Below are 22321 nucleotides of genomic sequence, written 5' to 3'. Positions count from 1 at the left end.
CCGAATCCCGCCACGATTGTCACTCCCTGCCTCGCCGTCGCCGCGTCCAATCTACCGCACGAACGGCAGCCGTCGTGGCGAGCCGGAATGGAGGAGATGGACCATGAGCCCGATGCACACGATCGGCACGCGCGAACAGTGGCTCGCCGCACGCCTCGACCTGCTCGCCGCCGAGAAGGAACACACGCGCCGCAGCGACGAACTCGCGCTACGGCGCCAGGCGCTGCCGTGGGTGCGCCTCGACAAGGCGTACACGCTCGAAACCGACGCGGGCAAGGTGCCGCTCGCCGCGCTGTTCGAGGGGCGTTCGCAATTGCTCGCCTATCACTTCATGTTCGGCCCCGACTACGACGTGGGTTGCCCGTCGTGTTCGATGATCGCCGACGGCTTCGACGGTTTCGCGGTGCATCTCGCGCACCACGACACGATGCTGTGGGCGGTGTCGCGCGCACCGCTGGCGAAGTTGCAGGCGTTCAAGCGCCGCATGGGCTGGCGCTTTCCGTGGGCGTCGTCGTCCGGTAGTGATTTCAACGCCGACTTCGGCGTGCTGTTCACCGAGCAGCAACAACGCGATGGCGGCATCGAGTACAACTGGCGGCGCGAAGCGCCGCTGCCGCCGTCGGCGCGTGGCGAGGGCGGCGTGGTCGGGCAGGTGGCCGCGTCGACCGGCACCGATGCCGCGACGTTCACGCGCGAACGCCCGGGCATGAGCGCGTTCGTGCTCGAGGATGGCGTCGTGTATCACACGTATTCGACCTACGCGCGCGGCCTCGATGGCCTCTGGGGTGCGTACCAGTGGCTCGACCGTGCGCCGAAGGGACGCAACGAGTCGGGCATGTGGTGGCGCCATCGCGACGCGTATGGCGCGCCCGCTCCGGCGCAGGCGGCGACGTGCTGCGGCTGACGCGCGCGATCGCCGGCGCCGACCGGGATGCACCGCAGTGCGCGCATCCCGGTCGCGCCGGAATGCGGTTCGCCGCCGGCATCGCACTGCTGTTCGCGGCGGCCGTCGCGGTGACGGTGCTGGGCTGCGCGGCGATGGCCGCGCAGGCCCAGCCGATGCCGGGCGGCTGGGCGCTGTCGACGGCGGCGATGCCGATGTGCGGGCAGGGCGTGCCCGGCGCCGTGCACGCGTTCGCCGTGATGTGGCTCGCGATGATGGTCGCGATGATGCTGCCGTCGCTCGCGCCGACGCTGTGGCGCTACCGTTCGATGCTCGATTGCGCACGCGTGCGCCATGCGGATCGCCGCGTCGCGGTCGCTGCCGCGGGCTACTTCGCGACGTGGCTGCTCGTCGGCATCGCATTGGGCGTGCTCGGCGACGCCGCGGGCGCCGCGCTGTTGCGGCGTCCCGCGTGGTCGGGCGCGATGCCCGTCGTGGGCGGCGCCGTGGTGCTGCTCGCCGGCGTGGCACAGTTCAGCGGATGGAAGCAGCGTCACCTCGCGTGGTGCACGGCTGCGTTCACGCCGGACGATTGCGTCGTGCGCGTGCTCGATGCCTGGCGCAGCGGCGTGCGACTCGGGCTCCATTGCAATGCCGCGTGTGCGAACCTCACCGCGGTGCTGCTCGTGTTCGGGCTGATGGATCTGCGGGCGATGCTACTCGTGACCGCGGCGATCACGGCCGAGCGGCTCGCGCCGTGCGCGGCGCAGGCCCGAAAGGGCGTGGGCATCGCGCTTGTCGGCGTCGGCGCGGGGCTGCTCGTGCAAGCGCTGCGCTGAGGCGTAGCCCGGTACGGGCACCATGCCGCGGCAGATGGGAGCGCACCCTGCGTGCGACCGGTCATGTCGGGCTACCGCGAACGGAAGCGGGGCGTCGCGCTGCGGTTCGGGCGAGCCTCCGGCTCAGGGCTCGTGCGGCTCCAGCAGGAGCAGCGGGTCGACGCGCACGTCGAACCAGTTCATGCCCCAGTGCACGTGCGGTCCGGTCGCACGGCCGGTCATGCCGGCGGCGCCGATGACGTCGCCTTGCGCGATGCGCTGGCCGACCTTCACGTCGATGCGCGAGAGGTGCAGGAAGTTCGAGCTCACGCCGTGGCCGTGGTCGATCAGGACGGTGCCGCCGGTGAGATAGAGGTCGGGGTCGGCGAAGGTGACGACGCCGGCGGCGGGCGCTTTCACCGGCGTGCCTTGCGGCACGGCGATGTCCATGCCCGAATGCGGCGACTTGGGCACGTCCTTGCCGTCGACGACGTAGACGCGCTGGTTGCCGAAGCGGCCGCTGATGCGTCCTTCGACGGGCCACGTGAACGCTTGCGCGTAGTCCTCGCGCGCATCGTCGCGCCGGCGCGCGGCGACCACCCGCGCCTGTTCGCGCTGGATGCGCGCGGCGATCTCCGGTGGTGGCTCGACCGTCTTTGGCGGCACGCCTTCGATGCGCTCGATCGGCCAGTCGCGTGGCGTCACCGGGATGGCGATGCGCTCGCGCTGGCCGTCGCGTTCGGTGACCTCGATCGTGACGGGCCCCTGCTCGTCGCGTCCGACGCCGAATACGATCCCGCCGCGCGGGCCCACGCGCAGCACATGGCCGGCGACGCGTACCTTCGCATGCGGATTGACGGTCGCGCGCACGAGCGCGCCTTGCGAAACCTGGTCGGGAAAGGGAGCCGCACCGGCGACGTGCGCGAGGACGGCGGCGGCGAGGAGCACCGCGGCGCGCGTGGCCGACGCCATCATCGTGCGGGAGCGGCGGAAGCCGCGATGCTCTTCATTCCGCCCGGCGAAAGCGTCGCGGCTGAAGCCGTTCCCCCGGGGAACGACGGGAGCATTTGCGGCTGCGGCGTGCGTCACCGCGCGAACTCCAGGCGCATGCCGCGCACGTCGTCGTCGAGCCGGCCTTCGTGCCACGCGAGCCGGCCATTGACCCAGGTCGCGGCGATGCTCGAGCGGAACGTATGGCCTTCGAACGGCGTCCACGAACATTTCGACAGCACTTCGGCTGCCGTCACGGTGTGCGGCCTGGCGGGATCGACCAGCACGAGGTCGGCATGGAACCCTTCGCGCAGGAAGCCGCGTTCCTTCACGTCGAACAAGGTCGCCGGCGCATGCATCGCCGCATCGACCACGCGCTCGAGCGTGAGCACGCCGTCGAACACGCGCTCGATCGCGCACTGCAGCGCGTACTGCACGAGCGGCAGACCGGACGGCGCACGCGGGTACTGGTTCGATTTTTCGGTCACGAGGTGCGGTGCGTGGTCGGTGGCGAGCACGTCGATGCGGCCTTCGGCGAGCGCACGCGTGATCGCCTCGCGGTCCTGCGCGGTCTTCACCGCGGGGTTGCACTTGATCAGCGTGCCGAGGCGCGCGTAGTCGGCGTCGCAAAAATGCAGGAAATGCACGCAGGTTTCCGCGGTGATGCGCTTGCCGGCGACCGGGCCGGGCTCGAACAGCGCGCATTCGTCCGCGGTGGAGATGTGCAGCACGTGCAGGCGCGTGCCGTGCTTCCTCGCGAGCGAGAGCGCGAGCCGGGTGGACTTGATGCACGCCTCGCGCGAGCGGATCAGCGGATGCTGCGCGACCGGGATGTCGTCGCCCCAGCGTGCCTTCGCCGCCTCTTCGTTGGCGGTGATCGTCGGTGTGTCCTCGCAGTGCGTGATGATCGGCACCGGGCAGTCGCGGAAGATCGCATCGAGCGTGGCCGGGTCGTCGACGAGCATGTTGCCGGTCGATGCGCCCATGAACACCTTGAGGCCGGGCGCGGACTTCGGGTCGAGCGCGCGGATCTCGTCGAGGTTGTCGTTGGTCGCGCCGAGGTAGAACGCGTAGTTCACGCGTGACACCTCGGCCGCGCGTGCGTATTTCGCCTCGAGCGCGGCGCGGTCGGTCGCCGGTGGCTTGGTGTTCGGCATCTCCATGAAGCTCGTGATGCCGCCGGCGACGCAGGCGCGCGATTCGGAAGCGATGTCGGCCTTGTGCGTGAGCCCCGGCTCGCGGAAGTGGACCTGGTCGTCGATCATGCCGGGCAGCAGCCAGCGGCCGTTCGCGTCGAACACGCGCTCGCCCGCGCGTGCCGCGAGGCGGCCGCCGATCTGCTCGATGCGGCCGCCGGCGATGCGCACGTCGGCATGGAAGCGGCGGCCTTCGTTGACGAGTTCGGCGTTGGTGATCAGCCAGTCAGTCATGCTCATGCTCATGATCCTGTTCGTGCGGGGGGCGTCGCGGCCAGAAGCGGAATTCCAGCGGCACCGGGTCGGAACCGCCGCGGCACAGGGGCTGGCAGCGGATGATGCGGCAAAAGGCGAGCCAGCCGCCACGCAGCGTGCCGAAGCGCGCGATCGCCACGCGCGCGTAATCCGAGCAACTCGGATGGAAGCGGCAGCGCGTGCCGAGCAACGGGCTCAACCAACGCTTGTAACAACGCAGCAGGATGATCGCGGGGCGGGACATGGGCGCGCACCGGAAGGCGCGCGCAATCGCACGCCACGGCACGGATTTTCGGCGGTTGCCGGGGGGTAGGACTTAGGCTATAACACGCGACCGCCGAGTCACAAGGTAGGCTTAGGAATGGCGAAGAGCAAAGCAGATCCGCGCAAGAGCACCAAGGCGGCGAAACCCGTCGCGCGCAAGGGTGCGGCGGCGTCACGCAAGGTTCCCGCCAAGCCGGTGGCGAAGGCGAAAGCGGCAGCACCGAAAAAGGCGGCCAAGCCGGTCGCCAAGGCCGCGCCGGCGCGCAAGCCGGCCGCCAAGCCGGTCGGCAAGGCTGCTGCGAAGAAGCCCGTGCCGGCGAAGAAGGCCGCGCCGCCCGCGAAGGCGAAACCGGCCGCCAAACCTGCCAGGCCGGCAGCCAAACCGGCCGCGAAGCCGGCCGCGAAGCCGGCAGCGAAGCCGGCGCCGGTGGCCAAACCGTCCAAACCCGCGCCGGCCGTGGCCGCATCGAAACCGAAGACCGCGAGCAGCAATGCCGCCGAGAACCCCAGGAATTTCGTGACTACCAGCAAGCCGCAAACCGCCGCAAAGAGCAGCAAGAAGGCCGAGGCCAACGCCGTCGACAACGGCGTCACCATGCAGGACGGCCGCTACGCGCTGCCGACCACCGTGACCATCGACCTCCCGAACGGTTACAAGCCGTCGCCGAAGGAGGAGTACATGGGGCCGCGACAGTTGCAGTATTTCCGCAACAAGCTGTCGAAGTGGCGCGAGGAGCTCGTCGAGGAGAGCCGGCAGACGATCGAGAGCCTGCGCGACGAAGTGCGCGACGTCGGCGACGAAGCCGAGCGCGCGACGCGCGAGACCGAGAACTCGCTCGAGCTGCGCACGCGCGACCGCTACCGCAAGCTCATCGCGAAGATCGACAAGGCGCTCAAGCGCATCGAGGAAGGCCGCTACGGCTACTGCGAGGAGACCGATGAGGAAATCGGCATCGAGCGCCTCGAAGCGCGCCCGATCGCCACGCTCAGCCTCGATGCGCAGGAGCGCTGGGAGCATCGCCAGAAGCAGATGGGCGACTGAGCGCAGGGAATAGGGGAATGGGGAATAGGGAATCGAGAATGCATGCTGTCCGGCGCACACCGACTGTCTCGCGCGGGAGTTCCGGCACGCTGGTCCGATCGCCTCTGCCGTTCCCCATTCCCCACTCCCCATTCCCGTGAGTACCCGCCGCTACTTCGGCACCGACGGCATCCGCGGCCGCGTCGGCGAGTGGCCGATCACGGCCGAGTTCATGCTCAAGCTCGGCCGCGCGGTCGGCAGCGTGCTCGCCGCGCGCGGGCAGGCGGTCAATGTCGTCATCGGCAAGGACACGCGCGTGTCCGGCTACATGTTCGAGTCGGCGCTCGAGGCCGGCCTCGTCGCGGCCGGCGCGGGCGTGAGCCTGCTCGGGCCCATGCCCACGCCCGCGGTCGCCTACCTCACGCGTTCGCTGCGCGCGAGCGCGGGCATCGTGATCAGCGCCTCGCACAACCCGCACCACGACAACGGCATCAAGTTCTTCTCGGCCGAAGGCGAGAAGCTCGACGACGACGTCGAGGCCGCGATCGAAGCTGAGCTCGACGCACCGTTCACGACGGTCGCCTCCGAATCCATCGGCAAGGTCGTGCGCGTGCGCGACGCGGTGGTGCGCTACGCCGAATTCTGCAAGGGCACGGTGCCGCCGACGCTGAACCTGCGCGGCCTCGCGATCGTGCTCGACTGCGCGCACGGCGCGACGTACCAGATCGCGCCCACCGTGTTCAGCGAACTCGGCGCGAAGGTCACCGCGATCGGTGCGCAACCCGACGGCCTCAACATCAACCGCGACGTCGGGTCGACCCATCCGGAAGCGCTGCAGCGCGCGGTGGTCGCGAGCGGCGCCGATCTCGGCATCGCCTTCGACGGCGACGGCGATCGCGTGCAGATGGTCGATCGCCACGGTGCGCTCGTCGACGGTGACCAGCTCCTGTACGTCCTCGCCGCCGACTGGCACGCGAGCGGGCGCCTGCGGGGCCCGCTGGTCGGCACGCTCATGAGCAACTACGGGCTCGAACGCGCGATGAATGAACTCGGCGTGCCGTTCATCCGTGCCAACGTCGGCGACCGCTACGTGCTGCAGCAGCTCAAGCAGCACCAGGGCGTGCTCGGCGGCGAGACGTCCGGCCACATCCTCACGCTCGACCGCGCGAGCAGCGGCGACGCGATCGTCAGTGCGCTGCAGGTGCTCGACGTGCTCCGCCGCAGCGGCCGCAGCCTCGACGAGGCGGTCGCCGGCATGCGCAAGGTCGCGCAGACGACGGTGAACGTGCGCGTGAGCGGCGGCGCCGCGGCGCTCGTCGCCGATGCGGGCGTGCAGGCGGCGTACGAGCGCGTGCGCGCCGAGCTCGAAGGGCAGGGGCGCGTCGTGCTGCGCCCGTCCGGCACCGAACCGCTCGTGCGCGTGACGGTCGAGGCCGGCGACGCCGGCCTCGTCGAGCGGCTCGCCGCCGAGCTCGCCGACGCCGTAAAATCCGCGGCATCCACGACGACGACGGCCTGACGCCATGAGTTCGCGCATCCCGACCCTCGACATCCGCCGCTACAGCGAGCCGTCCAGCAGCAGCGATCGCGATGCGTTCGTCGCCGAGCTCGGCGCCGCCTACCGCGAGTGGGGTTTCGCGGGCATCCGCAACCACGGCATCCCGCAGTCGCTCATCGACGGCGCCTACGACGCGTTCAAGGCGTTCTTCGCGCTGCCGGCGGACGTGAAGATGAAGTACCACGTCAAGGGCGGCGGCGGCGCGCGCGGCTACACGCCGTTCGGCGTCGAGACCGCGAAGGATTCGAAGTACCCGGACCTCAAGGAGTTCTGGCACATCGGTCGCGAGATCCCGCGCGACTCGAAGTACGCCGACGTGATGGCGCCGAACCTGTGGCCGACCGAAGTCGCCGGCTTCCAGCGCTACGGCTACGGCCTGTTCGAGGCGCTCGACGCGCTCGGGTCGCGCGTGCTGCGCGCGCTGGCGTTGCACATCGAGCTGCCGGAAACCTACTTCGACGACAAGACCAACTTCGGCAATTCGATCCTGCGCCCGATCCATTATCCGCCGATCACCACGCCCGACGTGCCGAACGTGCGCGCCGGCGCGCACGAGGACATCAACCTCATCACGCTGCTGGTCGGCGCGAGCGCGCAGGGCCTCGAGGTGAAGTCGCGCAAGGGCGAGTGGGTGCCGTTCACCGCGGATGCCGACACCATCGTCGTCAACATCGGCGACATGCTGCAGCGCCTGACCAACCATGTCTATCCCTCGACGACGCACCGCGTCGTCAACCCGCCCGGCGAGGAAGCGCGCAAGCCGCGTTATTCGGTGCCGTTCTTCCTCCACCCGAATCCCGACTTCATCATCGACGCGTTGCCTTCGTGCATCAGCGCCGGCAACCCGAACCGCTATCCGAAGCCGATCAGCGCGCACGAGTACCTGCAGGAGCGCTTGCGCGAGATCAAGCTGATCTGAGGCGGTGCGACGCTCGTGCCGGCGGACTGCGGGCCGGCTGGCGCTTTTTTTTCCACCGGTCGTGATGCATGGGCGGGCCGGCCGCGGCCTACGAACGGAATCCGAAGCGCGCGATCCGAACCGGTCGAATGAGCAGCCCTCAGCCCCCAGCTCCCAGCCCCCGAGTCGTCCCCATCGCACTGATCGTCGCCGCGATCGTGTGCGTGCTCGAGCCCGGCGTGCACGGTGACTGGGGCCGCGACGACTACTTCCAGCTCGCCTTCGCACGCCTCGTCGGCTCGCCGTGGCCGCTGTTCGCGCACGACCATTTCCCGGTGCCGGGTTCGGTGTTCCGTCCGCTCGGCTTCGCCTCGATGTGGCTCGGCGTGCAGCTGTTCGGCAGCGACTACGCGGCGCATGCGTGGTCCGACGTCGCGCTGCACGCGGCCGTCGCGCTCGCGCTGTTCGCGCTCCTGCGCCGGTTGCGCATCGCGCCGTGGCCGGCCGCGCTCGCGACGCTCGCGTTCGCGCTGCATCCGGCGGCGACGGGCCCGGCGCTCTGGTGGTCGGCGCGCTTCGACCTGCTCGCGACGCTGTTCGTGCTGCTCGCGCTCGTCGCTGCGGTGGAGTATCGCGACCACGGCGATCGCCGCTGGCTCGCCGCTGCGCTGCTCGCCGCGCTCGCGGCGATGCTGTCCAAGGAGATCGGCCTCGTCGCCGTCGCCGCAGCGGGCGTGCTGTGGTTGCGGCAGGCGCTCACCGTGACTGCGCAGCGGCGCCGCGCGTTGTTCGCGTGCGTGGGGGCCGCGTTGTGCGCGGCGGTCTACTTCGGCTGGCGTGCGCGCGTGCTCGGCACGGCGGCGAGCGGCATCACCGGCACGACGCCGCTCGGCGAGGCGATCCTCGCGGGCATCGGTACGTGGCTGCAGCAGGCGCCGGGCTACCTCACGTTCTGGCCGCGCCTCGACGGGTTCGCGCGCGGCGCGCTGGTCGTGCTTGCGCTGGCATCGCTGCCGGCGCTGCGCGGCACCCGCCTGCCGGGCCGCGACGACGTCGCGACCGTGCTGTGCGGACTCGTCCTGCTGGTGTCGCCCGCGCTGCTGCAGGCGCCGGTCGCCGCGCTCAACGCGCATCCGCTCGGCACCGGCGAGTCGGCGATCGAGGCGGCGATGCAGTCGCGCCTGTACTACCTCGGCATCGCCGGTGGTGCGATCGTGCTCGCGACCGCGCTCGATCGTGCGTGGCGCACGCGCTTCGCCGCGTACGGCCCGCTGCTCGGCGCGATCGCGGCGGGCGTGCTGGTCGCATTCGGCGTGACCGCACGACGCGACGCGCAAGCCTTCACCGAAGGATCGGTGCGCAATGCCGCGGTCGCGCATGCGGCGGTCGACGCGGTCGATGCGCTCGCCTTGCCCACCACGCCGTGCCACGTCGTGTTCCTCGGCATCGATCCTGCGCCCGAATGGAGCGTTTACGTGTCGATGGATAGCGTCGTGAAGGCGCTCGACGCGGACCTCGCGCGCGTGGCGCCGTGCTGGTTCCATGCGAACTATCCGACCTGGTTCTTCCTGATGCCGGCGTCGGTCGACGCCTCCGCGGCGCTGCCATACCGCCCGCTGCAGGACGAGGGTCGCACGGTGCCGTGGCTGCACGTCGGCGGCGCGACGATCGCCTATCTCGACGCGCACGTCGCCGCCGACGCCGATGCGCGAGCGCGCTACCTGCGCTGGAACGGCCGCGGATTCGACGAGGTCGGCGCCGACGCGGCGGCGCTACCGGCCGGTTCCGGCCCGCCGTAGCCGCGTCTGCGGCTCGGGCCGCGCGTCAGGTCGAATCGCGGAAGTTCTTGCCGCCGCCGGCGACGAGGCGCTCGCCGAGGCGGTCCGGCAACAGCTTGACCAGCGCCTTGATCGCGCGGTTGACGCGGCCGCTGACGCGGATCGATTCGCCACGCTCGACCGCGGCGAGCGCGTCGCTCACGACCGCACCGGCGTCCATCCACATCCAGCGCGGCATGCCCTTCATCTGCTCGCGCGTGCCGGTGACGTCGTGGAATTCCGAATGGGTGAAGCCGGGGCAGCAGGCGAGCACATGCACGCCGTAGGCGCGGTTCTCCAGTGACAACGCCTGCGAGAACTTGATCAGGTACGCCTTCGACGCGGCATACAGCGTGTGGCCGGCAGGGGCAGGGACGAGCCCGGCGAGCGAGGCGACATTGATGATGCGGCCGCGGCCGCGTTCGCGCATTGCCGGCAGGAAGCGGTGGCACAGCTCGGCCGGCGCGGTCATGAGCACCTGGATGAAATCGGCATGCGTCTGCCACGGGCGCGACAGGAACGAGCCGGTCACGCCGTAGCCGGCATTGTTCACGAGCACGTCGATGGCGAGGCCGCGTCGCGCGCATTCCTCGTGCAGCCAGGCTGGCGCGCGCGGGTCGGCGAGATCGGCGGGCAGGCAAGCGACGTCGACGCCGTGTCGTTCGCGCAGTTGCGCGGCGAGTGCCTCGAGCCGCTCGGTGCGACGTGCGGTGAGCACGAGGCCGCAGCCGCTCGCGGCCAGCTGGCGCGCGAATTCGGCGCCGATGCCGGCGGATGCGCCGGTGACCAGGGCATGCAGTGACGACATCGGTGATCCTCGATCGGGTGTGACGAGCGTAGTCGCAAACCGGGCGGATTGCGCGCCGGTCGCCGAATGGCCGCGTGCGGGCGCTCGGCTGCGCCCGCCGCGTGCGCTTCGCCCGGCACTGCACGATCCGTTCGCCCCGGGCGCAGCGCCGCAGGCACGAGGGGCCCGGCGCGGGGGCTTCGAGGTCCAGGATTCACGCCAGCGGGCAGCGCGGAGTTGTCGGTCTCTGGACCGGCCGCTATCCTTGCGCGCCTTCGCAACCCCGGACTGCCCATGCGTCGCCCGCTCGTCGCCGGAAACTGGAAAATGCACGGTTCGCGCGCGATGGCCGGCGAGCTGGTCGGCCGCATCGTGTTCGCGCGACCGACCGGGGCCGAAGTCGCCGTGCTGCCGCCGTTCCCGTACCTGGACGGCCTGATCGGCGCGCAGCGCGACAGCGGCATCGCCTTCGGCGCGCAGGATCTCAGCGAACATGCGCAGGGTGCCTATACCGGCGAAGTCTCCGGCGCGATGCTGCGCGACATCGGCTGCACCTACGTGCTGGTCGGCCATTCCGAGCGCCGCCAGTACCACGCGGAGAGCGATGCGCTCGTCGCCGCCAAGTTCGTCGCGGCGCAGAAGGCGGGCCTCGTTCCGATCCTCTGCGTCGGCGAGACCCTCGCCGAACGCGAGGGCGGCACCACCGAGGCGGTGATCGCGCGCCAGCTCGAGGCGGTCGTGCGGGCCGCCGGCGTTGGCGCGTTCGCGCAGGCGGTGGTCGCCTACGAGCCGGTCTGGGCGATCGGCACGGGCCGGACGGCCACGCCGGACCAGGCCCAGGCTGTGCATGCATTCATACGTGGCACAATCCGCGAACAGGATGCTACAATCGCCAACTCGCTGCGGCTCCTGTACGGCGGCAGCGTCAAACCCGCCAATGCGGCCGAGTTGTTCGGCCAGCCCGATGTGGATGGCGGATTGATCGGCGGTGCATCGCTGGTGGCGGAGGATTTCCTCGCCATTTGCGCGGCCGCCGCAACGTGAAGAGCGACTGATGCTGTCGATTGTTGCCAACGTCTTCTATGTGCTGATCGCGATCGCCATGATCGTCCTGATCCTCTTGCAGCGCGGCGCTGGCGCCGCGGCAGGGTCGGGCTTCGGTGGCGGCGCGTCGGCAACCGTCTTCGGTGCGCGCGGTTCGGCGAATTTCCTTTCGCGCAGCACGGCGGTACTCGCGGGTTTGTTCTTCCTGCTCAGCCTCGGCATGGGTATTTACCTGGGTCGCACCGGCACGGCCGTGAGTGCCGCCGACGACCTCGGCGTCATGGCCGGTGTCGCCGCCCCGGCGAAACCGGAAGCCGCCCCGGCTCCGGCCGCGGGCAGCGACGTGCCGGCTCCGACCGCTCCGGCGGTCGCGGCCGACACGCCGGCGCCGACGGCAGCGACTCCGGAACAGCCCGCGACGGCTGCCGACAAGCCGGCTGCACCGGCGACCAAGCAAGAGGGGAAGGACGGAAAGTAAGCAGTGCCCAGGTGGCGGAATTGGTAGACGCACTACCTTGAGGTGGTAGCGGGGAAACCCGTGGAGGTTCGAGTCCTCTCTTGGGCACCACTCGATTCGACCGGCGGCTGTGGATGCAACGTCCACAGCCGCCGTGCCGGATCTTCTTTACCGTCGTCGCGCCGGCAGCGCCGTCGCGATCGCTGATGCGCCCCCGGCGCGGAGGTGTCGTGTGCTGACCGAGTATTTCCCGGTCCTGTTGTTCCTCGCGGTCTCCGCCGTGATCGGCATCGCGCTGATCGTCATCGGCAACCTGCTCGGCCCGCGCAAGCCCACTGCGGAAAAAGCCTCGCCGTACGAATGCGGTTTCGAGGCGTTCGAGGACGCGCGCATGCGTTTCGACGTGCGCTATTACCTCATCGCGATCCTGTTCATCATCTTCGACCTGGAAATCGCCTTCGTGTTTCCGTGGGCGACCGTGTTCGGCAAGCTCGGCGTGGTCGGGTTGGTCGAGATGGGCATGTTCCTGCTGCTGCTGGTGATCGGTTTCGTCTATGTATGGAAGAAAGGAGCGCTGGAATGGGAGTGATCGATCGCATCGGCGAGTCGATGCACAATCCGGCGCCGGTCAATGTCGTCGACGACATCCTGCGCCCCGGTGACGACAATCCGCTGATCCAGCGCGGCTTCGCCACCGCGCGCCTCGACGAGCTCGTCAACTGGGCGCGCACCGGCTCGATGTGGCCGATGACGTTCGGCCTCGCCTGCTGCGCGGTCGAGATGATGCACGCGGGCGCCGCGCGCCTCGACCTCGACCGCTACGGCGTGATCTTCCGCCCGAGCCCGCGCCAGTCCGACGTGATGATCGTCGCCGGCACGCTCGTCAACAAGATGGCGCCCGCGCTGCGCAAGGTCTACGACCAGATGCCCGACCCGAAGTGGGTCATCTCGATGGGCAGTTGCGCGAACGGCGGCGGCTACTACCACTACTCGTACGCGGTCGTGCGCGGCTGCGACCGGATCGTGCCCGTCGACGTCTACGTGCCCGGCTGTCCGCCGACGGCCGAAGCGCTGATCCACGGCATCCTGCAGCTGCAGAAGAAGATCCGCCGCACCAACACGATCGCGCGCTAGCGGAAACTCCGGACATGAGCGAAACAACGGCAGTCAGCGGCCGCTCCGCCTTCGTGCAGCAGCTCGAGGCGAAGCTCGGCCAGAAACTCGTGCGCATCGACGAGGCGCGCGGCGAAACCACGATCGGAGTGCTGCCGGAGAACTGGCTCGCGGTCGCGGCGATGCTGCGCGACGACGCCGACCTCCACTTCGAGCAGCTCGTCGACCTCTGCGGCGTCGACTACCTGTCCTACGGCCAGTCCGAGTGGGACACCGACGATGCGTCCTGGACCGGCTTCTCGCGCGGCGTGGAAGGCGAAGGCCCCGGACGTTTCGCCTGGGCCAACCGCCCGCATCCGGCGCGCATCCCGCATCGCTTCGGCGTGGTCGTCCATCTGTTGTCGCTGCGTCACAATCGCCGACTGCGCGTGCGCGCGCACTGCAGCGACGACGACCTGCCGGGCCTGCCGTCGCTGATCGGCATCTGGCCGAGCGCCGACTGGTTCGAGCGCGAGGCGTTCGACCTCTACGGCATCGTGTTCGAAGGCCATCCGGACCTGCGCCGCATCCTCACCGACTACGGCTTCGTCGGCCACCCGTTCCGCAAGGACTTCCCGCTGATCGGCAATGTGGAAGTGCGCTACGACCCGGAGAAGAAGCGCGTCGTGTACGAACCGGTGACTTCGGTCGAGCCGCGCGTGCTCGTGCCGCGCACGATCCGCGACGACTCGCGCTACGAACAGGCGCGCGCCGAAGCCGCCGCGGAGCGCAAGAAGTGAGCGCGACCATGGCAAAGGCAGAAGCCCTCGACACGAAGGACACGAAGGAAAAGCATGAGAAGGGCTTTTTCTTGATTCCTTCGTGTCCTTCGTGTCCTTCGTGTTTCAATCTTTCTTGATGTAGTTCGGGTCACTTCGACATGCAGGAAATCAAGAACTACACGATGAACTTCGGCCCGCAGCATCCGGCTGCGCACGGCGTCCTGCGCCTGGTGCTGGAGATGGACGGCGAGACGGTGGTGCGCGCGGATCCGCACATCGGCCTGCTGCATCGTGCGACCGAGAAGCTGGCGGAGTCCAAGCCGTTCAACCAGTCGATCGGCTACATGGACCGGCTCGACTACGTCTCGATGATGTGCAACGAGCACGCGTACGTGCGCGCGATCGAGAACCTGCTCGGCATCGAGGCGCCGGAACGCGCGCAGTGGATCCGCACGATGTTCGACGAGATCACGCGCATCCTGAACCACCTCATGTGGATCGGCTCGAACGCGCTCGACCTCGGTGCGATGGCGGTGTTCCTGTACGCGTTCCGCGAGCGCGAGGAACTCATGGACTGCTACGAGGCGGTCAGCGGCGCGCGCATGCACGCGACCTACTACCGCCCGGGTGGTGTCTACCGCGACCTGCCGGAAGTAATGCCGAAGTACGGTGAGTCGAAGTGGCACAAAGGCAAGGACCTCGAGCGCCTCAACCAGTGGCGCGGCGGCTCGATGCTCGACTTCCTCGACGCGTTCTGCGCCGACTTCCCGCGCCGCGTCGACGAATACGAGGAACTCCTCACCGACAACCGCATCTGGAAGCAGCGCACCGTCGACATCGGCGTCGTCTCGCCCGAGCAGGCGCTCGCCTGGGGCATGAGCGGGCCGATGCTGCGCGGCTCGGGCATCGAGTGGGACCTGCGCAAGAAGCAGCCGTACGCGAAGTACGCCGAGGTCGATTTCGACGTCCCGGTGGGCGTGAAGGGCGACTGCTACGACCGTTACCTCGTGCGCGTCGAGGAGATGCGCCAGTCGAACCGCATCATCCAGCAGTGCGTGAAGTGGCTGCGTGCCAACCCGGGGCCGGTGATGGTGCGCAACTACAAGGTCGTGCCGCCTTCGCGTGTCGAGATGAAGGACGACATGGAAGCGCTGATCCACCACTTCAAGCTGTTCAGTGAAGGCTACGCGGTGCCGGCCGGCGAAACCTACGCCGCGGTCGAGGCGCCGAAGGGCGAGTTCGGCATCTACCTCGTCTCGGACGGCGCGAACAAGCCTTTCCGCCTGAAATGCCGCGCGCCGAGCTTCGTGCACCTGTCGTCGATGGACGCGATCGTGCGCGGCTACATGCTGCCCGACGTCGTCGCGATGATCGGCACCTACGACGTCGTTTTTGGAGAAGTCGACCGATGAAGGGCGGTGATTGGGGATTCGTGATTCGCGATTCGCTCCGACGAACGGGCGCGCGCGCCAAGCGTGGCCCCATTCGACTGTCGGCCGCGGCTCATCGATCGCCTTTCCCGATCACGAATCACGAATCACGAATCACGGCGCGTCCCGCATGAAAGCAACAGGCACCTACGAAGCCGTCCGCGACGTGGACCCGAACATGGTCCTCACCGAGCAGACGCGCCACCACATCGACCACTGGGTCGCGAAGTTCCCGCCCGATCGCAAACGCTCGGCGCTGATCCAGGGCCTGTGGGCCGCGCAGGAACAGAACGGCGGGCACCTCACGGATGAGCTCATCACCGCGGTGACAAAGTACCTCGGCCTGCCGCAGGTCTGGGGATACGAGGTCGCGACGTTCTACTCGATGTTCGAGACCAACCCCGTCGGTCGCCACAACGTGGCGATCTGCACCAACATCTCGTGCTGGCTCAATGGCGCGGAAGACATCGTGCGCCACTGCGAGGCGAAGTACGGCATCAAGCTCGGCGAGAGCAGCAAGGACGGACGCATCTACCTCAAGAAGGAGGAAGAGTGCCTCGCCGCCTGCTGCGGCGCGCCGATGATGGTCGTGAACGGCCACTACCACGAGAACCTGACGATCGAGAAGGTCGACCGGATCCTCGACGAACTGAAATAGGACATGCAGGAGCGGCTCCGGCCGCGATGCTTTTTCCGGACGATCGGAAATTCGAATCGCGGCCGAAACCCCTCCTGCAGGACACGAAGCGAAGCACACCATGGCATACGGTCCCGCACCGCAGGAACACCAGGTCGTCTACACCACGCTGCATTTCGAGCAGCCGTGGACGCTCGACAATTACCTGAAGGTCGACGGCTACAAGGCGTGGAAGAAGATCCTCGCCGAGAAGCCCGACCCGGCGTCGATCATCGACGAGGTGAAGAAGAGCGGCCTGCGCGGCCGCGGCGGCGCGGGCTTCCCGACCGGGCTCAAGTGGTCGTTCATGCCGAAGGGCACGATGCAGAAGTACATCCTCTGCAACTCGGACGAATCCGAGCCGGGCACGTGCAAGGACCGCGACATCCTGCGCTTCAACCCGCACGCGGTCGTCGAGGGCCTCGCGATCGCCTGCTATGCGACCGGTTCGACCATCGCCTACAACTACCTGCGCGGCGAATTCCACCACGAGCCGTTCGAGCACATCGAGCAGGCGGTGAAGGACGCGTATGCGGCGGGCCTGCTCGGCAAGAACATCCAGGGCAGCGGCATCGACGTCGACATCTTCAATGCACTCGGCGCAGGGGCGTACATCTGCGGCGAAGAGACCGCGCTGATGGAATCGCTCGAGGGCAAGAAGGGCCAGCCGCGCTTCAAGCCGCCGTTCCCGGCCAATTTCGGCCTGTACGGCCGGCCGACGACGATCAACAACACCGAGACCTACGCCTCGGTGCCGGCGATCCTCAACAAGGGGGCGGACTGGTTCCTCAACCTCGGCAAGCCGAACAACGGCGGCCCGAAGATCTTTTCCGTGTCCGGCCACGTCAACAAGCCTGGCAATTACGAAATCCGCCTCGGCACGCCGTTCAAGGACCTGCTCGAGATGGCCGGCGGCGTGCGCAATGGCCGCAAGCTCAAGGCGGTCATCCCGGGCGGGTCATCGATGCCGGTGCTGCCGGGCGAGACGATGATGGAGCTGACGATGGATTACGACGCGATCCAGAAGGCCGGTTCGGGCCTCGGTTCCGGCGCGGTCATCGTCATGGACGAAACGACCTGCATGGTGCGCGCGTGCCAGCGCATCGCGCGCTTCTACTACGCCGAGTCGTGCGGCCAGTGCACGCCATGCCGCGAAGGCACCGGCTGGATGTACCGCATGCTCACGCGCATCGTCGAAGGCAAGGCCGAGCTCGGCGACCTCGACGTGCTCAAGGCCGCCGCCGGCCAGATCGAGGGCCACACGATCTGCGCGTTCGGCGAGGCTGCCGCATGGCCGGTGCAGGGCATGCTGCGCCACTACTGGCACGAATTCGAATACTTCATCCGCAACGGCCGCTCGATCGTCGACGCGCCGGTCGAGGCCGCGGCATGAATCGCGTACGAGATTTCGACGCGAAGCACGCGATGAACACGGGGTCGAGCCGTTGCTTTCCCCGCGTGCACGGCGTGCTCCGTGGTTCAAGCTTCGAGGCTTCAGCATGAGCGCCCAACCTGCCGCACCCGGCGTGCCGCCGGACCACGTCACGATCGAGATCGACGGCCGGTCGATGGTCGTGCCGAAGAATTCCATGATCATCGCGGCCGCCGACAAGGCCGGCATCGCGATCCCGCGCTTCTGCTATCACGAGAAGCTGCCGATCGCCGCGAACTGCCGCATGTGCATGGTCGAAGTCGAGATGGGCGGCAAGCCGATGCCCAAGCCGCAGCCGGCATGCGCGACGCCCGTCGCCGACGGCATGAAGATCCACACGCAGTCGCAGCGCGCGCTCTCCGCGCAACGCAACGTGATGGAGTTCCTGCTCATCAACCATCCGCTCGACTGCCCGATCTGCGACCAGGGTGGCGAATGCGAATTGCAGGACCTGTCGGTGGGCTACGGCCGCTCCGTGTCGCGCTTCGTCGAGAAGAAGCGCGTCATCCCGGACGAGGACCTCGGCCCGCTGGTCGAAACCGAGATGACACGCTGCATCCAGTGCACGCGCTGCGTGCGCGTGATGGCCGACATCGCCGGCACCTACGAGCTCGGCGGCATGGAGCGCGGCGAGCGCCTGCAGATCGGCACCTACGTCGGCAAGCCGCTCATGAGCGAGCTGTCCGGCAACGTCATCGACGTCTGCCCGGTCGGCGCGCTGACTAACAAGCCGTTCCGCTTCCGCGCGCGCCCGTGGGAACTGATCGCGCGCGAATCGATCGGCTACCACGATGCGCTCGGCACCAACCTGTGGCTGCACACGCGTCGCGGCGAGGTGCTGCGCGCAGTACCACGCGACAACGAGGCGATCAACGAGTGCTGGGCCTCGGATCGCGACCGCTATGCGAACCATGGCCTGCGCGCCAAGGATCGTGCGCAGAAGCCGATGATCCGTCGCAACGGCGAACTGGTCGAGGCGAGCTGGGCCGAGGCGCTCGCGTTCGTCGCCGACCACCTGCGCGATGCGCGTGGCGACGTCGGCGCGCTGGTCGCGCCGCTCACGTCGAGCGAAGAGGGCTTCCTGCTCGGTCGCCTGCTGCGCGGCATCGGCAGCGACCACATCGACCATCGCCTGCGCACGCTCGATTTCGCCGACGCGCCGGTCGCGACGCCGTTCGAAATGCCGGTCGCGGCGATCGAGAAGGCGAAGGCCGTCCTGCTGGTCGGCTGCAATCCGCGCCACGAAGTGCCGCTGCTCGCACAGCGCCTGCGCAAGGCCGTGCGCGCCGGTGCGAAGGTGCATGCGATCAATCCGGTCGACTTCGATTTCAATTTCGAGCTTGCCGGCAAGACGATCGTCACGCCGTCGGCGATGCTCGACGCGCTGCTCGGCCTCGCCAAGGCCGCCAACGACGCCGGCCACCTGCCGGAGTCGTCCGCGCTCGCGCAGTCGATCGCGGGCCTCACGGCCAACGCGAATGCACAGGCGCTGCTCAAGCTTCTCGCCGATGCGCCGGAGTCGGTCATCATCCTCGGCGAGACCGCGCTCAACCATCCGAACGCGTCGTCGCTGCGAGCGGCCGCGCGCTTCGTCGCCAGGGTCACGCAGTCGGCGGTCGACGAGATCCCCGGCGGCGCGAATGCGATCGGCCTCGCGCGCGCCGGCGCGCAGCCGCGCCAGGGCGGCCGTGACGCGGGCGCGCTGCTCGCCAATCCACCCAAGCACCTCGTCGTCTACCACACCGGTTCGCAGGACACGAGCGCGCCCGCCGCGTTCGACCGCGCGCGCACCGAGGCGCAGTTCTGCGTCTACATCGGCGCGTACGCGTGCAACGGCGTGCAGCGCACGGCGCATGCGGTGCTCCCGATCGGCCTGCCGCCGGAGATCGACGGCAGCTACACCAACCTCGACGGCACCACCCAGGTGCTCGCCGCCGCGGCGAAGCTGCCGGGCGATGCACGCCCGGGCTGGAAGGTGCTGCGCGCGCTCGGCGCCGCACTGTCGGTGCCCGGCTTCGAATTCACCGAGATCGGCGAAGTGCGCGCCCAGATGGCCGCGGACGGCGCGTCGCCGGCCACCGCGACGAACGCGCTGCGCCCGCGCGTCGAACCTGCGCATGGCCGCCTCGTGCGCATCGCGACCACCGCGATCTACGCCACCGATGCGGTCGTGCGTCGCTCGCCGCCGCTGCAGGCGCATCCGCTCGCGCGCCCCGCGGTCGTGACGCTGCATCCGGAAGACGCGCTCGCCCTCGGCCTCGGCGCCGGATCCACCGCGCGCGTGTCCGGCGCCGAACTGCCGGTCGAGCTGTCGACCCGCGTGCCGCGCGGCGGTGCGTGGATCGAGGCCGGCCTCAAGGGCTCGTCGCATTTGCCGCCGCACGGCGCTTCCCTCGACATCACGAAGGCCTGACGACGCATGGACTCGATCACCGCCGCGTTCCACTGGTTCGTGTCGACGTTCCCGACGCTGTCGATGGCGCTCGGCCTGTTGTTGCTGCCGCTCGTGCCGCTGATCATCGGCGTCGCGATGTACGTGTGGTGGGAACGCAAGGTCATCGGCTGGATGCACGTGCGCATGGGGCCGAACAAGGTCGGCCCGTTCGGCCTCGCGCAGACGTTCGCCGACGTGTTCAAGCTGCTGCTCAAGGAAGTCGTCTATCCGGCGAACTCCAACAAGGCGCTGTTCCTGCTCGCGCCGCTGTGGGCGCTGATTCCGTCGTTCGCGGCGTGGGCGGTGATCCCCATCGGCCCGAACGTCGCCTGGTCGAACGCGAACGCAGGCCTCCTGTTCCTGCTCGCGATGACCTCGATGGGCGTGTACGGCATCATCATCGCCGGCTGGGCGTCGAACTCGCGTTACGCGATGCTAGGCGCGATGCGCTCGGCCGCGCAGGTGGTCAGCTACGAGATCGCGATGGGTTTCTCGCTGGTCAGCGTGCTGATCCTCGCGGGCAGCCTCAATCTCAGCGACATCGTGCAGGCGCAGGCCGGCGGCAAGGGACTGTTCGACTGGTTCTGGCTGCCCCTGCTGCCGATGTTCGTCATCTACTTCGTCTCGGGCGTCGCCGAGACGAACCGTGCGCCGTTCGACGTCGCCGAAGGCGAGTCGGAGATCGTCGCGGGCTTCCACGTCGAGTACTCGGGTGCGCCGTTCGCGGTGTTCTTCCTGACCGAATACGCGAACATGATCCTCGTGTCGTTCCTTGCGCCGATCCTGTTCCTTGGCGGCTGGTTGTCGCCATTCCCGGCATCGTGGGGACTTCTCGGCGAACCCGGCTGGTGGTGGTTGTGCGCCAAGGCGTTTTTCTTCGCGACCGCCTACGTCTGGTTCCGCGCGAGCTTCCCGCGCTACCGCTACGACCAGATCATGCGGCTCGGCTGGAAGGTGTTCATCCCGATCACGATCGTGTGGGTGTTCGTGGCGGGTTGCATGAAGTACTTCGGCTGGGTCACGACGGGCGCCTGAGGCGATAGGCAATGAATCGAGTCACGAGCTACCTCAAGAGTCTGATGCTGCTGGAGCTGCTGGCCGGCCTCGGGCTGACGTTCAAGTACCTGTGGCGCCCGAAGTACACGGTGCGCTACCCGATGGAACACATCCCGAAGTCGAACCGCTTCCGCGGGCTGCACGCGCTGCGCCGCTACCCGAACGGCGAGGAGCGCTGCATCGCGTGCAAGCTGTGCGAGGCGGTGTGCCCGGCGCTCGCGATCACGATCGACTCGGCGCCGCGCGAGGACGGCACGCGCCGCACGACGCGTTACGACATCGACCTGTTCAAGTGCATCTTCTGCGGCTTCTGCGAGGAAAGCTGCCCGGTGGATTCGATCGTCGAGACGTCGATCCACGAATACCACTTCGAAAAGCGCGGCGAGAACATCGTGACCAAGCCGCAGTTGCTCGCGATCGGCGACCGCTTCGAGAAGGAGATCGCGGCCGCGCGCGCGCAGGACGCGGCGTTCCGCTGACGGATACCGACCCATGAGCTTCCAGCTGATCTGCTTCTACGCCTTCGCCGCGGTCACCGTGGGCGCCGCGCTCGCCGTGATCTCGGTGCGCAGCCCCGTGCACGCCGCGCTATGCCTCGTGCTCACGTTCTTCTCGACCGCCTGCACGTGGCTGCTCGCCGACGCCGAGTTCCTCGCGATCGCGCTCGTGCTCGTCTACGTCGGCGCGGTGATGGTGCTGTTCCTGTTCGTCGTGATGATGCTCGACCTCGACCTCGACCCGCTGCGCGAAGGCTTCGTGCGCGCGCTGCCGGTCGGCCTCGTCGTCGCGGTCGTCATGCTGGTCGAGATGCTCGGCCTGATCGGCGTGCGCACGATGCAGCTGCCGGCGCCGCCGGAACCCGCCGCCGCCGCCGGCATGTCGAACACGTCCTGGCTCGCGAACGCGCTGTTCAGCCAGTTCCTGTTGCCGTTCGAAGTGGCCGCGCTGATCCTGACCGTCGCGATCGTCGCCGCGATCCCGCTTACCCTGCGCCACCGCGTCGGCGTGCGCACGCAGGACCCGGGCCGGCAGGTCAGGGTGAAGGCGCGCGATCGCGTGCGCATCGTCAAGATGGCCGCGGAGAAGCCTGCCATGCCCGCCGACGCCGGGGAGACCACGCCGTGATCACGCTCGCGCACTTCCTCACGCTCGGCGCGGTGCTGTTCTGCATCGCCGTCGCCGGCATCTTCATCAACCGCAAGAACGTCATCACGCTGCTGATGGCGATCGAGCTGATGCTGCTCGCGGTCAACACCAACTTCGTCGCGTTCTCGCGCTTCCTCGGCGATCCGTCGGGGCAGGTGTTCGTGTTCTTCATCCTCACGGTCGCCGCGGCCGAGTCGGCGATCGGCCTCGCGATCCTCGTCGTGCTGTTCCGCAACCGCGCGACGATCAACGTCACCGAAATCGATTCGATGAAGGGCTGATCGA

At 68.6% G+C, this 22321-nt stretch carries 24 protein-coding genes and 1 tRNA gene; 20 read left to right on the top strand and 5 right to left on the bottom strand.

Going from position 1 to position 22321, the window contains the following annotated elements:
* Positions 1 to 103: 103 nt before the first annotated feature.
* Together EV148_RS14350 and EV148_RS14345 are read left to right on the top strand one after the other, a co-directional pair.
* Positions 104 to 904 carry a DUF899 domain-containing protein gene (locus tag EV148_RS14350; RefSeq protein WP_131999445.1) on the top strand — a complete coding sequence of 267 codons (801 nt, stop codon included), beginning with the start codon at positions 104 to 106 and terminating at the stop codon, positions 902 to 904.
* Positions 892 to 1722 carry a DUF2182 domain-containing protein gene (locus EV148_RS14345; protein ID WP_199222792.1) on the top strand — a complete coding sequence of 277 codons (831 nt, stop codon included), beginning with the start codon at positions 892 to 894 and terminating at the stop codon, positions 1720 to 1722. The genes EV148_RS14350 and EV148_RS14345 overlap by 13 nt, the downstream gene beginning before the upstream one ends.
* Positions 1723 to 1845: 123 nt before the next feature.
* On the opposite strand, the gene EV148_RS14340 is transcribed toward EV148_RS14345, so the two are convergent.
* From EV148_RS14340 to EV148_RS19160, 4 genes are all read right to left on the bottom strand, one after another.
* Positions 1846 to 2676, bottom strand: coding sequence for a M23 family metallopeptidase (locus tag EV148_RS14340; protein WP_131999443.1), 831 nt, complete (start codon positions 2674 to 2676; stop codon positions 1846 to 1848).
* Between the two features lie 110 nt (positions 2677 to 2786).
* The gene (locus EV148_RS14335) at positions 2787 to 4121 is read right to left on the bottom strand and encodes a dihydroorotase (RefSeq protein ID WP_131999615.1); all 1335 of its coding nucleotides are present in this window, start codon (positions 4119 to 4121) and stop codon (positions 2787 to 2789) included.
* Positions 4114 to 4386, bottom strand: a complete 273-nt coding sequence (yidD, locus tag EV148_RS14330; RefSeq protein ID WP_131999441.1) for a membrane protein insertion efficiency factor YidD — start codon at positions 4384 to 4386, stop codon at positions 4114 to 4116. Before yidD ends, EV148_RS14335 begins: the two co-directional genes overlap by 8 nt.
* A gap of 98 nt (positions 4387 to 4484) precedes the next feature.
* A complete protein-coding gene (locus tag EV148_RS19160) occupies positions 4485 to 4937 on the bottom strand; it encodes a hypothetical protein (protein ID WP_425479873.1) in 453 nt (150 codons plus the stop codon).
* Here EV148_RS19160 and dksA point away from each other — a divergent pair.
* The 4 genes from dksA to EV148_RS14310 all read left to right on the top strand — a co-directional run bounded on the left by dksA (position 4924) and on the right by EV148_RS14310 (position 9682).
* Positions 4924 to 5448 (top strand): RNA polymerase-binding protein DksA, encoded by a 525-nt coding sequence (dksA, locus tag EV148_RS19155; protein WP_425479872.1) that lies wholly within the window; start codon positions 4924 to 4926, stop codon positions 5446 to 5448. The genes EV148_RS19160 and dksA overlap by 14 nt on opposite strands.
* A 136-nt stretch (positions 5449 to 5584) precedes the next feature.
* Positions 5585 to 6946 (top strand): phosphoglucosamine mutase, encoded by a 1362-nt coding sequence (gene glmM / locus EV148_RS14320; RefSeq protein WP_131999437.1) that lies wholly within the window; start codon positions 5585 to 5587, stop codon positions 6944 to 6946.
* 4 nt (positions 6947 to 6950) lie between these two features.
* Positions 6951 to 7904: an isopenicillin N synthase family dioxygenase gene (locus tag EV148_RS14315; protein ID WP_131999435.1), complete on the top strand. Its 954-nt coding sequence runs from the start codon at positions 6951 to 6953 to the stop codon at positions 7902 to 7904.
* Between the two features lie 128 nt (positions 7905 to 8032).
* On the top strand, positions 8033 to 9682 hold the full coding sequence (locus tag EV148_RS14310) for a hypothetical protein (protein WP_131999433.1): 1650 nt from the start codon (positions 8033 to 8035) through the stop codon (positions 9680 to 9682).
* Between the two features lie 25 nt (positions 9683 to 9707).
* Here EV148_RS14310 and EV148_RS14305 read toward each other — a convergent pair whose 3' ends face one another.
* On the bottom strand, positions 9708 to 10508 hold the full coding sequence (locus tag EV148_RS14305) for an SDR family NAD(P)-dependent oxidoreductase (protein WP_131999431.1): 801 nt from the start codon (positions 10506 to 10508) through the stop codon (positions 9708 to 9710).
* A 273-nt stretch (positions 10509 to 10781) separates the two neighbouring features.
* Here EV148_RS14305 and tpiA point away from each other — a divergent pair, with 273 nt between their 5' ends.
* The 14 genes from tpiA (at position 10782) to nuoK (ending at position 22317) form a co-directional block, all read left to right on the top strand.
* Complete coding sequence (gene tpiA, locus EV148_RS14300) at positions 10782 to 11531, top strand: triose-phosphate isomerase (protein ID WP_131999429.1); 750 nt, start codon at positions 10782 to 10784, stop codon at positions 11529 to 11531.
* 10 nt (positions 11532 to 11541) lie between these two features.
* On the top strand, positions 11542 to 12009 hold the full coding sequence (secG, locus tag EV148_RS14295; protein WP_425479871.1) for a preprotein translocase subunit SecG: 468 nt from the start codon (positions 11542 to 11544) through the stop codon (positions 12007 to 12009).
* A 5-nt stretch (positions 12010 to 12014) separates the two neighbouring features.
* A tRNA-Leu gene (locus EV148_RS14290) sits at positions 12015 to 12099 on the top strand.
* A 121-nt stretch (positions 12100 to 12220) separates the two neighbouring features.
* Positions 12221 to 12577: an NADH-quinone oxidoreductase subunit A gene (locus tag EV148_RS14285; protein WP_131999427.1), complete on the top strand. Its 357-nt coding sequence runs from the start codon at positions 12221 to 12223 to the stop codon at positions 12575 to 12577.
* Complete coding sequence (locus EV148_RS14280; protein ID WP_182518594.1) at positions 12568 to 13122, top strand: NuoB/complex I 20 kDa subunit family protein; 555 nt, start codon at positions 12568 to 12570, stop codon at positions 13120 to 13122. Before EV148_RS14285 ends, EV148_RS14280 begins: the two co-directional genes overlap by 10 nt.
* Before the next feature lie 14 nt (positions 13123 to 13136).
* Positions 13137 to 13880, top strand: coding sequence for an NADH-quinone oxidoreductase subunit C (locus tag EV148_RS14275; protein ID WP_131999423.1), 744 nt, complete (start codon positions 13137 to 13139; stop codon positions 13878 to 13880).
* Positions 13881 to 14020: 140 nt separating this feature from the next.
* Positions 14021 to 15274 carry an NADH-quinone oxidoreductase subunit D gene (locus tag EV148_RS14270; protein ID WP_131999421.1) on the top strand — a complete coding sequence of 418 codons (1254 nt, stop codon included), beginning with the start codon at positions 14021 to 14023 and terminating at the stop codon, positions 15272 to 15274.
* Positions 15275 to 15422: 148 nt separating this feature from the next.
* Positions 15423 to 15950: an NADH-quinone oxidoreductase subunit NuoE gene (nuoE, locus tag EV148_RS14265; protein ID WP_131999419.1), complete on the top strand. Its 528-nt coding sequence runs from the start codon at positions 15423 to 15425 to the stop codon at positions 15948 to 15950.
* Positions 15951 to 16050: 100 nt separating this feature from the next.
* Positions 16051 to 17361, top strand: a complete 1311-nt coding sequence (gene nuoF, locus EV148_RS14260; protein ID WP_131999417.1) for an NADH-quinone oxidoreductase subunit NuoF — start codon at positions 16051 to 16053, stop codon at positions 17359 to 17361.
* A gap of 106 nt (positions 17362 to 17467) precedes the next feature.
* The gene (nuoG, locus tag EV148_RS14255) at positions 17468 to 19813 is read left to right on the top strand and encodes an NADH-quinone oxidoreductase subunit NuoG (RefSeq protein WP_131999415.1); all 2346 of its coding nucleotides are present in this window, start codon (positions 17468 to 17470) and stop codon (positions 19811 to 19813) included.
* Positions 19814 to 19876: 63 nt separating this feature from the next.
* The gene (gene nuoH, locus EV148_RS14250) at positions 19877 to 20869 is read left to right on the top strand and encodes an NADH-quinone oxidoreductase subunit NuoH (RefSeq protein WP_199222797.1); all 993 of its coding nucleotides are present in this window, start codon (positions 19877 to 19879) and stop codon (positions 20867 to 20869) included.
* 11 nt (positions 20870 to 20880) lie between these two features.
* Positions 20881 to 21369, top strand: coding sequence for an NADH-quinone oxidoreductase subunit NuoI (gene nuoI / locus EV148_RS14245; protein WP_131999411.1), 489 nt, complete (start codon positions 20881 to 20883; stop codon positions 21367 to 21369).
* 13 nt (positions 21370 to 21382) lie between these two features.
* Positions 21383 to 22015: an NADH-quinone oxidoreductase subunit J gene (locus EV148_RS14240; protein WP_131999409.1), complete on the top strand. Its 633-nt coding sequence runs from the start codon at positions 21383 to 21385 to the stop codon at positions 22013 to 22015.
* Complete coding sequence (nuoK, locus tag EV148_RS14235; RefSeq protein WP_131999407.1) at positions 22012 to 22317, top strand: NADH-quinone oxidoreductase subunit NuoK; 306 nt, start codon at positions 22012 to 22014, stop codon at positions 22315 to 22317. Before EV148_RS14240 ends, nuoK begins: the two co-directional genes overlap by 4 nt.
* The last annotated feature ends 4 nt before the right edge of the window (positions 22318 to 22321 follow it).

The organism is Dokdonella fugitiva (assembly GCF_004342425.1).
Taxonomy (GTDB): Bacteria; Pseudomonadota; Gammaproteobacteria; order Xanthomonadales; family Rhodanobacteraceae; genus Dokdonella_A; species Dokdonella_A fugitiva.
The sequence above is the reverse complement of the archived record's forward strand: the minus strand, read 5'-3'. Positions and strand labels throughout refer to the sequence as shown.

What these genes read in the sequence shown, in the direction of transcription:
- EV148_RS14350 (WP_131999445.1), top strand. Translation starts at nt 104, where the DNA reads ATGAGCCCGATGCACACGATCGGCACGCGCGAACAGTGGCTCGCCGCA.
- EV148_RS14340 (WP_131999443.1), bottom strand. Translation starts at nt 2,676, where the DNA reads ATGATGGCGTCGGCCACGCGCGCCGCGGTGCTCCTCGCCGCCGCCGTC.
- EV148_RS14335 (WP_131999615.1), bottom strand. Translation starts at nt 4,121, where the DNA reads ATGACTGACTGGCTGATCACCAACGCCGAACTCGTCAACGAAGGCCGC.
- yidD (WP_131999441.1), bottom strand. Translation starts at nt 4,386, where the DNA reads ATGTCCCGCCCCGCGATCATCCTGCTGCGTTGTTACAAGCGTTGGTTG.
- EV148_RS14315 (WP_131999435.1), top strand. Translation starts at nt 6,951, where the DNA reads ATGAGTTCGCGCATCCCGACCCTCGACATCCGCCGCTACAGCGAGCCG.
- EV148_RS14310 (WP_131999433.1), top strand. Translation starts at nt 8,033, where the DNA reads ATGAGCAGCCCTCAGCCCCCAGCTCCCAGCCCCCGAGTCGTCCCCATC.
- EV148_RS14305 (WP_131999431.1), bottom strand. Translation starts at nt 10,508, where the DNA reads ATGTCGTCACTGCATGCCCTGGTCACCGGCGCATCCGCCGGCATCGGC.
- tpiA (WP_131999429.1), top strand. Translation starts at nt 10,782, where the DNA reads ATGCGTCGCCCGCTCGTCGCCGGAAACTGGAAAATGCACGGTTCGCGC.
- secG (WP_425479871.1), top strand. Translation starts at nt 11,542, where the DNA reads ATGCTGTCGATTGTTGCCAACGTCTTCTATGTGCTGATCGCGATCGCC.
- EV148_RS14280 (WP_182518594.1), top strand. Translation starts at nt 12,568, where the DNA reads ATGGGAGTGATCGATCGCATCGGCGAGTCGATGCACAATCCGGCGCCG.
- EV148_RS14275 (WP_131999423.1), top strand. Translation starts at nt 13,137, where the DNA reads ATGAGCGAAACAACGGCAGTCAGCGGCCGCTCCGCCTTCGTGCAGCAG.
- EV148_RS14270 (WP_131999421.1), top strand. Translation starts at nt 14,021, where the DNA reads ATGCAGGAAATCAAGAACTACACGATGAACTTCGGCCCGCAGCATCCG.
- nuoE (WP_131999419.1), top strand. Translation starts at nt 15,423, where the DNA reads ATGAAAGCAACAGGCACCTACGAAGCCGTCCGCGACGTGGACCCGAAC.
- nuoF (WP_131999417.1), top strand. Translation starts at nt 16,051, where the DNA reads ATGGCATACGGTCCCGCACCGCAGGAACACCAGGTCGTCTACACCACG.
- nuoG (WP_131999415.1), top strand. Translation starts at nt 17,468, where the DNA reads ATGAGCGCCCAACCTGCCGCACCCGGCGTGCCGCCGGACCACGTCACG.
- nuoH (WP_199222797.1), top strand. Translation starts at nt 19,877, where the DNA reads ATGGCGCTCGGCCTGTTGTTGCTGCCGCTCGTGCCGCTGATCATCGGC.
- nuoI (WP_131999411.1), top strand. Translation starts at nt 20,881, where the DNA reads ATGAATCGAGTCACGAGCTACCTCAAGAGTCTGATGCTGCTGGAGCTG.
- EV148_RS14240 (WP_131999409.1), top strand. Translation starts at nt 21,383, where the DNA reads ATGAGCTTCCAGCTGATCTGCTTCTACGCCTTCGCCGCGGTCACCGTG.